This window comes from Bradyrhizobium sp. TM102 (assembly GCF_009176685.1).
GTDB lineage: Bacteria > Pseudomonadota > Alphaproteobacteria > Rhizobiales > Xanthobacteraceae > Bradyrhizobium > Bradyrhizobium ottawaense.
The window spans coordinates 5,584,511-5,597,926 of record NZ_AP021855.1 but is presented as its reverse complement, the minus strand read 5'-3'; the positions used below and the strand labels follow the sequence as shown (position 1 = coordinate 5,597,926).

The window sequence follows — 13,416 nt, the reverse complement described above, 5'->3', positions numbered from 1 at the left end:
CCCGGGCGAAGTTGTCCTCAGGGCTTGTCCGAAAAGCTGCTCTTGCGCGGCAGCACAATCGTGAATTCGGTGAACTCGCCGGGCGTGGTCGCGACGTCGATCGTGCCGCCATGCTGCTTCACCACGATATCGTGGCTCATCGACAATCCGAGGCCGGTGCCTTCACCGGCCGGCTTGGTGGTGAAGAATGGATTGAACATCTTCTCCTTCACCTCGTCCGGGATGCCCGTGCCGTTGTCGCGGATGCGGATCTCGACGTGATCGCCGCGGTCGCGGGTCGCGGCGGTCACGACCGGCTCGTAACCCGTCGCCGCGGTCTCCGCCTTGCGCCTGGCGACCGCATGGAATCCGTTTCCGATCAGGTTCAGCAGCACCCGGGTGATCTCCTGCGGGAACACATCGGCCGAGCCTGCCGCCGGATCGAGCTCGCGCTTCAGCGTCACGTCGAACTGCGGCTTCTCGGCCCGTGCGCCGTGATAGGCGAGGTTGAGGCTCTCCTCGACCACGGCGTTGACGTCGCTCAACCGATGCTCGCCGCCGCCCTCGCGCGAATGCAGCAGCATGTTCTTGACGATGGAATCGGCGCGCCGTCCATGCTGGACGATTTTCCCGAGATTGTCCTTGAGAAGCCCTGTGAGCTCGTCGACTTCGCTGCGGACATCACCGGCGAGCGTCACGGGCGCGAGCACCTCGTTCAGTTCGTCGGTCAGCTCGGCGGACAGCGAGGCAAAATTGTTGACGAAGTTGAGCGGGTTCTTGATCTCATGCGCGATGCCGGCGGTGAGCTGGCCGAGGGAGGCGAGCTTCTCGGTCTGGACCAGCCGATCCTGCGCCGCGCGCAAATCGTCGAGCGACTTCGCAAGCTCCCGCGTGCGGTCCTGCACTTCGTCGAAGAGGCGCACATTCTCGATCGCGATGACGGCTTGGTCGGCGAAACTGGTAACGAGTTCGATTTGCTTTTCGCTGAACGGCCGGATCGCGCGACGTGCGAGAACGATAGCGCCAACAGTGCTGCCTTCGCGCAGCAGGGGCACGCCCAGGAAGCTGCGCGGATTTCCGCTCAATTCCTGGCCTTCAAAGGAGTAATCGGGGTCCTCGAGCACATCGGTGACATGAACAACCTTGTCGCCGAGCAGAGTCCTGCCCGTGATGGTACGCCTGTCCGGCCGGACCGGAAGATCTCTTACATATTCGACGAATTTGGCTGGAAAGCCGTAGGAGCCCGCCCGGAAATAGGTGCTGCCGGATTTGCGGGTAATCGCCGCCATATCGGCCTCGCATAGTCGCGCCGCCGATTCGACCAGCGTATCGAGCACGGCCTGCAAGTCGAACGCCGAGCGGCTGATAACCTTGAGCACGTCGGCAGTCGCCGTCTGTTGTTGCAGCGACTCGGTCAAATTCTCGGTGCGCTGACGCAATTCACCGAGCAGCCGCGCGTTCTCGATGGCGATCACGGCTTGCGCCGCGAACTGCTTCAGCAAGGTGATCTGCTTCTCCGAGAAGGGTCGGTTCTCCTGCCTGAAGATCATGACGTTGCCGACCACGCGCTCGTCCTGGAGCAGCGGCACCGCGAGCAGGCAGCGGGCGCCGCCGAGATCGACCAGCGCCCGACGGTTCGGCTCGCCGCTGCGATAGACGTCGGACTCCAGCAGGTCGACGATTTCGACGAACGGTTCGCCCTTCAAAAGACGCGCCGGCGCAGTGGCCGGACCATAGTTGAGGGGCGCCTTGCGCCGGAATTCATCGTAGGCAGGCGGCAGGCCGTAAGTTGCGGCCGTGCGGAACTGCATGCCGTCGTAGGTGTTGAGTACGCCGAAACTGGCGCCGCAGAGCTGCATTGCCTTGCTGAGCATCGCCTCGAACACCGGCGCGAGATCCCCGGCCGATCGGCTGATGACGCTGAGCACCTCCGATGTTGCAGTCTGCTGCTCCAGTGACTCCGCAAGTTCGTGCGTCCGCGCCTGCACCTCGTTGAACAGGCGCGTGTTCTCGATGGCGATCACGGCCTGGTCGGCAAAGGTCTGGAGCAGGGCGATCGCCTTGTCCGGGAAAGGACCGGCCTCGGGCCGCGTCACGCCAATGGTGCCGATCGCAACGCCGTCGCGCAGCATCGGGATCACGAGGATGCTGCGATAGCCTCTGGTGCGCGCCAGCTCCTTCATGGCGTCCGTGAGGTCGCCTTCGTTCTGCATGTCGCTGCGGAATGCGAACTTTCCGCTCGTCGCCACCCGGCTGTGAATGCCGGATGCCGCCAGCGGCGCCGGGAATGAGCTGAGCAGATCCGCGTTGCCGGCCTCGTTGTCGGTGGTGAAGGCCGCCAGGTGCAGCAGGCCGTCGATGACGCGGGTGACGGCGGAGGAATGTCCGCCGATCAGCGCCTTGGCGCTGTCGGAGATCGCCTGGAACACCGGCGTGACGTCGGCAGGCGAAGCCGCGATCACCTTGAGGATGTCGGCGGTCGCGGTCTGACGCTCCAGCGCCTCCCGCGTCGCATTGAACAGGCTGACATTCTTGATCGCGATCACCGCCTGATCGGCGAAGGTCTGCAGCAGCCGCACATGATGCTCAGTGAAGGCGCCGGTCGCACGGCGCGTCGTGATGATGATGCCGATCGCTTCGCCCTCGCTCATCAGCGGCGCGAACAGCATGCTGCGATAGCCGCGGGCGCGGGCGATGTCGCGGGCGGCCGGCTCGAGCTCGGTGTCGGGCAGTTGCGCCGCCGCACCCTTGGCCACGAGCTGGTAGGGCGGGAACTGCGCGAACGGCACCGGGAACGAGGCCTGCAGCACACGATCGCCGGCCGGATCTGTCGGCGTGAAGGCGGCAAGGTGCGCAGCACCGTCGACATAGCGCAGCACGGCCGTGGAGAAGCCACCGATCAGCCGGTTGGCGTTGGCCGCAATGGCCTCGAACACCGGCTGCACGTCCGAGGGCGAGGCCGCCATCACCTTCAAAATGTCCGCCGTGGCGGTCTGGCGCTCCAGTGCCTCGCGCGTCGTGTTGAACAGCCGTGCATTCTCGATCGCGATCACGGCCTGGTCGGCAAGGGTCTGGAGCAGCTGCACGAGGTCGGGCGTGAACGCGCCAGGCTCGGCGCGGGTGACGCTGATCATGCCGACCGGGGTGCCCCGGTTCATCAGCGGCATGAACAGCACGCTGCGGAAGCCGCGCAGCCGCGCCAGATCGCGGTTCAGCTGCGGCACGTCGGCGGCTTCGCTGTCGGGAAACTGGATCGTCTCGCCGCCACGCACCAGCGCAAAGGTCGGAAACTCCGCGATCTTGCGCGGGAACGACGCCTTGAGCCCTTCGTCCGCTTCCGGACTGGTCGGCGTGAACGCCACGAGATGCAGCTCGTCGCCGATGAATTGAAGCACGGTGGCGGAGAAGCCGTCGAGCAAGCGCTTGGAACTCGACGCGATCGCCTCGAACACCGGCCGGGCATCGGAGGGCGAGGCCGCGATGGTGCGCAGGATCTCGGCGCTGGCGCTTTGGCGATCCCGCGCAGTCGCGAGCTCACTGCGCAGCTGCGCGGTCTCGGCTGCGGCCGACAGCAATCGGCGCTCGAGTTGTTCGATTTCGTTGGAAGGGGACGTCATTCCTGATCCGGCTCGATGCCGCGACATGCGCGGCACCTGCCCGGATTATCACATCTTCCGCGCCCTGAGCCAGCGGTTGCGGCGGAGGCCCGTCTCACGTCCCCGGCCGCGACACCTCCGTCTCCTTGCTGGTGATGAACTCCAGCAGCACCGGAACGCCTTCCTGCGTCTTCTGGATGCCGCGTTTGATCGCGGGGATGATGTCTTCGGGCTTGGTCACCCGCTCGCCATAGCCCCCGAAGGCCCGCGCCATCGCGGCATAGTCGCCGGAGATGTCGGTCGAGCGATATTTTTCGGTCGAGACCGGCATCACCTTCAGCTCGATCGCCATCGAGAAATTATTGAGCAGGATCGACATGATCGGGATGCGCTCGCGCACTGCGGTCTCGAAATCCATGCCGGTGAAGCCGATCGCCGCATCGCCCCAGACATTGATGCAGAGCTTGTCGGGCTTCGCGAGCTTGGCGCCCATGGCAAGGCCAAGGCCGTAGCCGAGTTGCGTCGTCTTGCCCCAGCCGAGATAGGTGAGGGGTTTCGTCGATTTCCAGAACGGGGAGAGCTGGTCGCGCGGACTGCCGGCATCGTGCGTGATGATGGTGTTGTCGATGTCGACGGTGTGTTGCAGGTCCCATAGCACGCGATAGGGGCTCAAGGGGGCGTCATTGCTGGTGAGCTTCGGCATCCATTTCGCCAGCCACTCCTCGTGCGAGGCCGCGATCTCGGCCGCGACCGCGGAGGCATCACGGTCCGCGGTGACGGACTTGCCGACCTCCTCCAGCAGCGCGTCGAGCACGAGCCCGGCGTCGCCGACGAGGCCGATTTTCGCTTCCACATCCTTGTTGAGATGATTGGGATCGAGCGTGGAATGGATGATGGTCTTGCCCTTCGGCATCGCGATGCCGAAGTTCGTTTCGGTGAACGAGCAGCCGATGCCGAGGATGACGTCGGCCTCGGCGAGGAATTTTGGCACCGCGCGCGGCACCGCGAGGCCGCCGGAGCCGAGCGAGAGCGGATGGGTTTCCGGGAACGAGGATTTGCCCCCTAAGCTGGTGGTGACGGGAATCGCCAGCCGCTCCGCGAGCCGCTTCAGTTGCGGCCAGGCCTGCGCGTAATGCACGCCCTGGCCGGCATAGAGCACAGGCCGCTTCGCATTGACGAGCAGGGAGGCGGCCTCCTTCACATGCACGGGGTCGGCGCCGTAGCGGGTGCGCAGCACCGGCGTGTAGTCGAGCGGCTCCGGCACCTCCTCGTTCCACATGTCGGAGGGGATTTCGACGATGACTGGGCCGCCGCGGCCGTTCTTCAGCTTGGTGAAGGCGCGGCGGAAGATGTTGGCGACCTCGGTCGCCAGAATGATCGGCTCGGACGATTTCGCAAAGGGCTTCATCGCCTCGCTGGAATTGAAGTTCGGCTCGATATGCGCCAGCCGGCGCTGATAGCCCATCGGCAACACCAGGACGGGAACGGACTCGCCGAAGCATTGCGCGACGCCGCCCATCGCGTTCTCCGCGCCGGGCCCATGCTGCATGCAGAACGCGCCGATGCTGCGTCCCGACGTCACCCGCGAGATCGCATCCGCCATGTGGATGCCGACGCGCTCCTGCCGCACCATCACAGGGCGGATCTCGGCCTTGGCGGCGTGCTCGATCAGATGGTTGACGGGATAGCCGCAGAGGATCTCGATCCCCTCGCGCCGCATGATTTCCGCAATGGCGGTGCCGAGCTTCATGGCGTCTCTCCCTGGGCAGGCCGGTTGGTCCGGCGTTGGGGAGAGAGAGGATCAGGAAATTGCGGGAGGGTAAAGTGCGGGACGCGAAGGAGGCGGTAGGTCAGCTATGCAGCGCGCTGCCATAGCCCGGAGGGAGCGAAGTGCAATCGGGGATAGCTGCACCCGCTGCGCCGGCCCCGGATTTCGCTTTCGCTCCATCCGGCCGACGGGAAGCTCCGTCCTACTTGCAGTTTCGGCAGATCATCAGCTTGCGCTTCAACGCCTCATCTTCCTGATCGATCAATTGCTGAGCCGTGTTGCCTTGCGTATCCGGATTGGGCGTGGAGCCCTTTGCCGCGCGCGACCTGATCGGTCGCGTCGTCCGATCCGGAGTGTCATTGTCGTCACTGGTGGCACGGAAGCCGTCATAGTCGGCGGCAGAATTCGGCGCTTGTGGAAGTCCGCCAGTCGGGGGTGTCGGTGAGATCCTGTCCGACGCTGCCGGGGAATTTTTGGCATTCGCCCGTGGCGGCGATGCCTTGGGCGGAGCAAGCGAAACCGGCGGCGCGGTCTGTCCCCTCGCGCTGTCCTGAGACCAGACGCCGGCAAGCAAGAGGCTGAGTGCCAAGAGCGTCACGCTTCTCATCCGCATCTTCAACAGCTCCGGTCCATCGATTGACAGCATGGTTCGTCGAGCCACGCCCTGCTGAAGACTATCAGGACTCACATGGCGGTCAAAGTTCCGCAGCCGGATCCGGGGAAGATGCATCTGTGGGAGCGGCGCTCGAATTCGGCTCCGCGGCATCGGGGGCTACGATCGCTTGTGTTGCCTGTCGGGCAAAACACACCAGCGGTGGGTCTATGGCTACGCCTCAAAATATTCGCGTTTACAGAAATTCTGTTTTGCCGTACAAGCCGACACATCCCGCCCGCCACAAGGGGCGTTTCGCGATCGTCACGAGACGCGGGCCGGGATGCGGTGGCCGCGACGGCGTCGGCGCGTCATGTTGGTTGCAGGGCGGAGATCCCGTGAGCAGCGGCAAGGCGCGATACGACACGGCGCTGACAGCGTCCTTGTTCGGCCCCGATGGCGAGCGCACGCCAGCCGTCGGGGATGCGGATGGGGATGTGCGCGGACGGAGAAGTCGTGTGGTCCTGACGCCCGGGGTCTGTGCGTCAAGGCTTGCGGTGATGTGGCGGCCCGACCGGGCGCGTGCATCAGCCATCTGCAAGGCGACGGGGGCAATAGTGCATCGCTCCCCGGGGAGAGCACGAAGGACACCGTGAAAACCATCGCGCAGGGAAGGCCGGGCGACCGGCATCACCTGTCGTCCACCCCGTGCGCGTTTCTTTCGCACACACGGGACCTCGGGTGCCAGCCGGCGCCCGGCCTTCCCCGCGCCCTTGCTGAGATAAGGGCGGAAGAGGATAGCAAAGCTCGGGCGAAACGCGCCGCGAGGATGAGCAGCCATGTCTATCGCCAAACGGCGTTCTCGTGCCCCGGACGTAGCGCAGCGCGCCGCATCTCCGCGGCGTGGTGCGCTGCAGAGCCGGGGCCCATGCACCGGCGGAATGTGCAGCCGTCTGGGTCCCGGCTCTGCGCAGCAGCGTAAGAACGCTGCAGCGCGTCCGGGACAAGAGAGAGGCGCGTTTCAGCGCCGTCATGTCCCGTCACGCCTTCTCCTCCAGCGCGCGGCGCAGCCTTCGGATGATGACGCCGCGGGCGCGGTCGTCGGCGGCTGCCCCAACCCTGTCGTTGATGTCGAGCATGAGCTCCGACATCTCGTTGTGCCAGTCGAGACGGGTCACGGCCTCCGGCGCGAGCCGCCGGCGGTGATCGACGTCCAGCACGCGCGGTTCGGCAGCGGCGAGCTCGTAGATATCGTCGAGCACCGGCTGGTAGACCCTGGCCGCCGGAACGATGCGCTCGGCGACGCGTTCGGCGAGCCCCGCGATCGCGCCTTCCTCGCCATGGACCAGGAACAGCCCGCGGGAAATGGGTCGGCGCGCCGCGATCCAGCTGGCGATGCCGGCGCCGTCGGCATGGCCCGAATATTCGTCGATCATGCGGATGCGAGCCGCGACCTTGATCTCCTCGCCCTGGATCCGCACGGCCTTGGCTCCGTTCTGGAGGAAGCGGCCGAGCGTGCCGTTGGCCTGGAAGCCGGCGAGCAGCACCGTCGCGCGCTCGTTCCACAGCCAGCGCTTCAGATGATGGCGGATGCGGCCGGCGTCGCACATGCCGCTCGCGGCGATGATGATATGGAATCCGGACAGGCGCATGATCGCCTTGCTCTCGTCTGCGGTCTCGGTGAATTTGAGATGCGGGGAGTTGAGCAGGCGCGCGGCATCGACGGATGGGTCGAGGCTCTCGGCATGGCGGCGAAACACTTCGGTGGCGCGGATCGCGAGCGGAGAATCGAGGAAGATCGGCGCGGTCGGAATCTCGCCGTGCTCCATCAGGTCGACGAGATCGACGATCAGCTCCTGGGTGCGCTCGACCGCGAAGGCAGGCATCAGCAGTGCGCCGCCGGCCGTCGCGGCATCATGCACCTCGGCCGCGAGGTGCTTGCGGCGGAGCTCAGGTGTGGTGGCCTCGCGCAGCCGGTCGCCGTAGGTCGATTCCGAGATGACGTAGTCGAAATCGGCCGGCGCTTCGGGATCGGGCTGCAGCAGCTTGGCCTCCGGCCCGACATCGCCGGACAGCAGCACGCGCAGTGGACGTGGCGCGCCCCGTTCGGCGATTTGGAGCTCGATCGAGGCCGAGCCGAGCAGATGGCCGGCGTTCCAGTAGCGCGCGCGGACGCCCGGGATCACGTCGGTCCAGCGTTCATAGTCGACCGCGCGAAACGATTGCAGCGATGCAATGGCATCGGCCTGCGTGTAGATCGGCGCGACCTGCTTTCGTCCGCGCGAGGCATTGCGACGGTTGAGCTGCGTGACCTCCGATTCCTGGATGCTGCCGGCGTCTGGCAACATGTAGGAGCAGAGGTCGATCGTGCCGCGCGTCGCCAGGATCGGTCCGTCGAATCCCGCGCGCACGAGCTTCGGCAAGAGACCGCTATGGTCGATATGGGCGTGCGTGAGCAGCACGGCATCGATATCGGCGGGGCGGAACGGAAAGGCGCCGTAGTTGAGCTCCTTCAGCGTCTTCTGGCCCTGGAACAGGCCGCAATCGACCAGGAAGCGGCCGGTCGCGGTCTGGAACAGATAGCTCGAACCGGTCACGGTGCGGGCGGCGCCGCAAAATCGAACGGTGATGCTCATGGCGTCGTCTCCGGGGGAAGTGTCGTCGTCAGCTCGGACCGCAAGGCGGCCGCGAGACTCTCGTCGAGGGAAATCGCGTTGGTCGGATGCGGAACGCTGTCGGTCGAGCGGATTGACCGGATGCCGGCGCTGGCGAACGCGACGGTCATCGCGGGTGGAAACAGCGCGTGCGTGATGACCGCATCGACGGCGGTGGCGCCCATCGCCGTCAGGGCCTTCGCCGCGGCCATCAGCGTCGTCCCGGAGGAGACGATGTCATCCACCAGCAGCGCCGGCCGTCCCGCGAGCAGGCCGGGATCGGCAAAACTGATCGCCACGGAACGATCGCCGTGCCGCGTCTTTTGCGCCACCGTGTGCTGCAGTCGCAGCCGGCTCGCGATGTCGTTCACCCAGGGCTCGGACTCCCTGTCGGGTCCGATCACGATTGTCGCGGGATCGATGCCGCTCGTCGCCAGCGCGTTCGCGATCGCTGGCATGGCGGACAGGTTCTCCGCTTCGATACCCGGAAAGACCGATCTGATGTCGGGGGTGCGGTGCAAATGCGCATCCACGGTGACGATACGGTCCACGGTCGTTGCAAGCAGATTGCCCATGGCCCGCTGGCTGATGGCCTCGCCCGGATGAAATGCAGCATCCTGCCGCATGTAGCAGAGATAGGGCGCGACCAGCACCAGCCGCTTCGCGCCGTTGCGTCGCAGCGCCTCCGCAGCGAACAGCAGGGCGATCAGCTTGTCGTTCGGTTGATCGAGCGGGGCATAGAGGATTGTGGTGTCGGCCGCCGGCGCGACGGCGACACGCAGCTCGCCGTCCGGAAAACGATGCACGGCGATCTCGCTGCAGGCAAGCCCGAGCCGCGCCGCGAGGCGCTTTGCCGCATCGCTGCCGCCGGGCAGGGTCTGAAGCGCGATCGTGCTCACGGCGCCGACTTGCCTTGCAGGGCGTCATGACCGTTGACGACGAACCCGGTCTCCTCGGTGGCGGCATCGGCGGCGAGATCATGCTCGGGGCGGTCGAACGTGTAGACACGATAGAGCGGCTCGCCCTGCTCGACGCGATCGCCGATCTTCTTGAACAGGCGGATACCGGCGCCCTTGTCGAGCGGCGCGCCGGCGGTGCGGGCGAGGCGGTTAAGACGCAGGCAGTCGATCGCGGACACGGTGCCGTCATGCGCCGCCTTGACGTCGAAGCTGAGCGATCCGAGCTCGCTGCTGCATGTCGACGGACCCTGGGCGTCGATGATCTTCTGCATCTGCTTCAGCGCCGCGCCGCTGTCGAGCAGTTCGCGCGCCCTCGCATAGCCGGCGCCGCCGCGCAGCTTCGGATCGTATTCCAGCAGATGGGCGGCGAGCCGGAGCGATTTCTCGCGCAGGTCGCGCGGCGCATCCTTGTCGTTGCCGAGCACGGCCATGACGTCATTGGCCTCGAGCACCGGCCCGATGCCGTTGCCGATCGGCTGGCTTCCGTCGGTCGTGATCACCTCGACCGTGCGGCCGAAACGGTCGCCGACGAGTTCAAACAGCTTGCGCAGCCGCATCGCCTCGACGCCATTGGTGACCTTCGCGGTCGGCCCGACCGGAATGTCGATCAACAGATGCGTCGAGCCTGCCGCGATCTTCTTGGACATGATGGAGGCGACCATCTGCTCGCGGGTATCGAGGCTCAGCGGGCGCTCGACCGAGATCAGGACGTCGTCGGCCGGCGACAGGTTCACGTGTCCGCCCCAGATCAGGCAGCCGTTGCAGGCCGAGACGATCGCCTTCATCTCCTCGACGCCGACATTCACCCGCGCCAGCACCTCCATCGTGTCGGCGGTGCCGGCAGGCGAAGTGATGGCGCGCGAAGAAGTCTTCGGGATCGGCAGGCCATGGGCGGCGACGATCGGCACCACGACCATCGAGGTGCGATTGCCGGGAATGCCACCGATGCAATGCTTGTCGACGACGACAGGCGTTGGCCACACCAATTGCGTGCCGGCCTGCGCCATCGCCCCGGTGAGGGCGAGCAACTCGTCGCTGGTGATGAAGCTCGCCGATCCGATCAGGAAGGCGGCGATCTCCATGTCCGAGTAGCGATAATGTGCGAGGTCGTTGATGATCGCGCCGATTTCGGCCGGGCTCAGGGTTCGCCCGCGGATCTTCGCGCGCACCGCTTCCAGGCTCTCCGGCGGCGCCGCGGGCCTCACCGTGACCAGCGTGCCGGCGCCTTGCCCGAAACGCCGCAACGCGGGTTCAGAGAGTCCGATCTCGTCCGGGGCCACCAGCGTATCGTCGTCCGTGATCAGCAACGTCGCCAGCAGGACCTTGCTGCCCTGACGCAGCTCGACGCGGCTGAAGCCGCGGAAGATCTCCGCGCGCAGCGCCTTCGACTGCCTGGAGACGACGACAACGTTCTCGCGGCCGGTATCGAGCCGGACGCGGCGGATCTTCAATTGGGAGTACGGAAGGTCTGGATGCATGGACTGGCCGGCAGGGAGGAAACCCGGCCTCCATGCTTAGACGTCGCCGTCCTGATGCTGTTGACCCAGATCATGGCCCGCGCGCGGGACATGGGTGGGCTGCGGCGGGCCGTCACGCAGGCGCGCTGCTGCAGGCGCGTCGGTCTGGAAATGACAGGGGAAGTCGAATGCCGTGGCGATATCGCCGATGTTGGCCGGCCAAATCGGGGAGCGGGCTACTTTATCCCCGTGCTGATCGCGACAAACTTGTTGTTGAGGAGGGCGCCGCCCATGGTGTTCACGGCCGTTATGATCGCCAGCGCGATGCCTGCGGCAATGAGGCCGTACTCGATCGCGGTTGCACCATTCTCATCGGCAAGGAAGGACCTAAGCAAACGCATTGCCAACTCCCGTTCATCCGATCCAACGTATGGCCGCGTCGCTATCGGACTTGCAAATAGATCGAATAAGTCTTCATGCGCGCCAAAAGTATTAAGCCCGGGCGAGCGCGCCACTGCTCATACGACGGCATTCATTAAATTAAGGTTCCATCGATCCGTGCAACTGGATCGATATCGCCAAGCCACCCCAGGGCTGCGCGGGCACAGCGCCCGTCAGTGCGTCATCGCGGCGCCGCTTAACCAATTGTTGAGCCTGTTCGCCAACGGGCCGGCGAGGACACCATGGCGCTCATCCGCGCCGGTCGTCCGCATTCAGCGCCCGCAACATGGCGATGCGGGCGAACATCACCCAGCCGCCGCCGGTCTCGGCCGCCTTGATCAAGGTCTCGATGGCGGTCTGCCAGCGCGGCTCGTGCTGGACGTCCTCGGGCAGCCGCATGATGTAGTCGGCCGCCTCCTGAAGCGTCAGCAGCTGGCGCTTGTTGCTGACGCGAACGGGATCGTCGAACGCCCTCGACCAGGGCATGTCAGGCCGCCAGATCGGCGAGGTGTGGCATCACGGCGCGATCGCGGGGGGATGCGGCTAGCCGGCCTTCTTCGCCCGAGCAGGCGCGCGCACCGGCTTGTCGGCCTTCTTCGAAGTTTCCCTGGTCGCTTCCCTGGTCGCCGTCTTCGCAGCAGCATCCTTGCCGCCCTTGCCGGCGATCGGCAGCAGCATCTCGCGCTGGCCCGCGACGCGCTTCTTCGGCTTCTTGGCTTTCGCGGTCTCTTTGGCGACCTTCGCCGCAGGCGCGGCGTCCTTCTCGCTCGCGATGCTCTTCTTCAGCGCGTCCATCAAGTTGATGACGTTGCCGCCGCTCTTCGGCGCGGCCTTGGCGGTGATCGGGGCGCCGCTGCGCTTCTTGTTGATGAGATCGATCAGCGCGGTCTCGTAATGGTCCTCGAACAGCTCGGGGTCGAACGCGCCGGACTTCTTCTCGACGATGTGCTTGGCGAGGTCGAGCATGTCCCTGGTCAGCTTCACGTCCTGGATGTCGTCGAAATATTCGGCCTCGCTGCGGACCTCGTAGGGGTAGCGCAGCAGCGTGCCCATCAGCCCGCTTTCGAGCGGCTCCAGCGCGATGATGTGCTCGCGGTTGGTCAGCACGACGCGGCCGATCGCGACCTTGTCCATGCTGCGGATGGTCTCGCGGATCACCGCATAGGCGTCATGGCCGACCTTGCCGTCGGGCACGAGATAATAGGGGCGGATCAGATAGCGGTTGTCGATGTCGGACTTCGGCACGAACTCGTCGATATCGATCGTGTGGGTCGAGTCGAGCGCGATGTCGTCGAGCTCGTCCTTGGTGACCTCGATATAGGTGTCGGTGTCGACCTTGTAGCCCTTGACGATGTCCTCGGACGTCACCTCGTCGCCGGTCTCGGCGTCGACCTTGAGGTACTTGATCCGGTGGCCGGTCTTGCGGTTGATCTGGTTGAAGGAGACCTTCTCGGTATCCGAAGTGGCCGGATAGAGCGCGACCGGACAGGTCACGAGCGACAAACGCAGAAAACCCTTCCAATTGGCGCGGGGGGCCATGGGCTACTCCAAACGCAACAAGGACAGACCTATGAGGATACCATCGGGAAACAGCGAATCATAGCAAGGCCGGGCGTTGAATCTTGCAACTGCGTTAACCGGCCGCCGGGCGTGGGGTCGCGGTCCATTGGGGTGGGAAAAGCCGGAACATCACATCGGATCGGGCGTTGGCTCCACATGCACGGCTGCGAGGAGGTCGCGGTCATCGGAGGCGACACGCAGAGATTGAGGGCATCATGGCAACCACGCGAGAGCAGCGTCAGATCGTCGAAACACCAACCGAGGCGCGTCAGGGCGAACCTGGGCCGTCAGTTGCCGCATTGCTCGCCATCTCGACCGGGCTTGCGATCCTGATCCTCGCCGTCATCTGGTTCGTGTTCTTCCGGACCTGACGGCCGAATCACGGGAAGGGCGGACCTGCCGCGGGACGC

Annotated in this window: 10 protein-coding genes; 1 reads left to right on the top strand and 9 read right to left on the bottom strand. The window is 65.5% G+C overall.

Translation table 11 applies throughout. From position 1 onward, the window contains the following. Window positions 1–17: 17 nt before the first annotated feature. The 9 genes from GDN70_RS26645 to GDN70_RS26600 all read right to left on the bottom strand — a co-directional run bounded on the left by GDN70_RS26645 (window position 18) and on the right by GDN70_RS26600 (window position 12,985). Complete coding sequence (locus GDN70_RS26645; protein ID WP_038947865.1) at window positions 18–3,596, bottom strand: GAF domain-containing protein; 3,579 nt, start codon at window positions 3,594–3,596, stop codon at window positions 18–20. 94 nt (window positions 3,597–3,690) lie between these two features. Beyond that, window positions 3,691–5,325 carry a thiamine pyrophosphate-requiring protein gene (locus GDN70_RS26640; protein ID WP_038947866.1) on the bottom strand — a complete coding sequence of 545 codons (1,635 nt, stop codon included), beginning with the start codon at window positions 5,323–5,325 and terminating at the stop codon, window positions 3,691–3,693. A 220-nt stretch (window positions 5,326–5,545) separates the two neighbouring features. After that, window positions 5,546–6,073: a hypothetical protein gene (locus GDN70_RS26635; RefSeq protein ID WP_338128792.1), complete on the bottom strand. Its 528-nt coding sequence runs from the start codon at window positions 6,071–6,073 to the stop codon at window positions 5,546–5,548. Window positions 6,074–6,975: 902 nt separating this feature from the next. Beyond that, a complete protein-coding gene (locus GDN70_RS26625) occupies window positions 6,976–8,571 on the bottom strand; it encodes an MBL fold metallo-hydrolase (RefSeq protein WP_038970602.1) in 1,596 nt (531 codons plus the stop codon). After that, window positions 8,568–9,488: a ribose-phosphate pyrophosphokinase gene (locus tag GDN70_RS26620; protein ID WP_038970601.1), complete on the bottom strand. Its 921-nt coding sequence runs from the start codon at window positions 9,486–9,488 to the stop codon at window positions 8,568–8,570. Before GDN70_RS26620 ends, GDN70_RS26625 begins: the two co-directional genes overlap by 4 nt. Beyond that, window positions 9,485–11,026 carry a thymidine phosphorylase family protein gene (locus tag GDN70_RS26615; RefSeq protein WP_038970600.1) on the bottom strand — a complete coding sequence of 514 codons (1,542 nt, stop codon included), beginning with the start codon at window positions 11,024–11,026 and terminating at the stop codon, window positions 9,485–9,487. Before GDN70_RS26615 ends, GDN70_RS26620 begins: the two co-directional genes overlap by 4 nt. Window positions 11,027–11,241: 215 nt before the next feature. Then, a complete protein-coding gene (locus tag GDN70_RS26610) occupies window positions 11,242–11,406 on the bottom strand; it encodes a Flp family type IVb pilin (protein WP_018315817.1) in 165 nt (54 codons plus the stop codon). A 289-nt stretch (window positions 11,407–11,695) separates the two neighbouring features. Beyond that, entirely contained in the window at window positions 11,696–11,932 is a 237-nt protein-coding gene (locus GDN70_RS26605) for a hypothetical protein (protein WP_038947096.1), read from the bottom strand. 57 nt (window positions 11,933–11,989) lie between these two features. Further along, window positions 11,990–12,985, bottom strand: a complete 996-nt coding sequence (locus GDN70_RS26600) for a Ku protein (protein ID WP_152103262.1) — start codon at window positions 12,983–12,985, stop codon at window positions 11,990–11,992. Between the two features lie 236 nt (window positions 12,986–13,221). On the opposite strand from GDN70_RS26600, the gene GDN70_RS35195 reads away from it, so the two are divergent. Beyond that, window positions 13,222–13,377, top strand: a complete 156-nt coding sequence (locus GDN70_RS35195) for a hypothetical protein (protein WP_018315820.1) — start codon at window positions 13,222–13,224, stop codon at window positions 13,375–13,377. The last annotated feature ends 39 nt before the right edge of the window (window positions 13,378–13,416 follow it).

Coding starts and splice junctions, on each gene's coding strand:
- GDN70_RS26615 (WP_038970600.1), bottom strand. CDS start 11,026: ATGCATCCAGACCTTCCGTACTCCCAATTGAAGATCCGCCGCGTCCGG.
- GDN70_RS26625 (WP_038970602.1), bottom strand. CDS start 8,571: ATGAGCATCACCGTTCGATTTTGCGGCGCCGCCCGCACCGTGACCGGT.
- GDN70_RS26640 (WP_038947866.1), bottom strand. CDS start 5,325: ATGAAGCTCGGCACCGCCATTGCGGAAATCATGCGGCGCGAGGGGATC.
- GDN70_RS26610 (WP_018315817.1), bottom strand. CDS start 11,406: ATGCGTTTGCTTAGGTCCTTCCTTGCCGATGAGAATGGTGCAACCGCG.
- GDN70_RS26600 (WP_152103262.1), bottom strand. CDS start 12,985: ATGGCCCCCCGCGCCAATTGGAAGGGTTTTCTGCGTTTGTCGCTCGTG.
- GDN70_RS35195 (WP_018315820.1), top strand. CDS start 13,222: ATGGCAACCACGCGAGAGCAGCGTCAGATCGTCGAAACACCAACCGAG.
- GDN70_RS26635 (WP_338128792.1), bottom strand. CDS start 6,073: ATGCATCTTCCCCGGATCCGGCTGCGGAACTTTGACCGCCATGTGAGT.
- GDN70_RS26605 (WP_038947096.1), bottom strand. CDS start 11,932: ATGCCCTGGTCGAGGGCGTTCGACGATCCCGTTCGCGTCAGCAACAAG.
- GDN70_RS26645 (WP_038947865.1), bottom strand. CDS start 3,596: ATGACGTCCCCTTCCAACGAAATCGAACAACTCGAGCGCCGATTGCTG.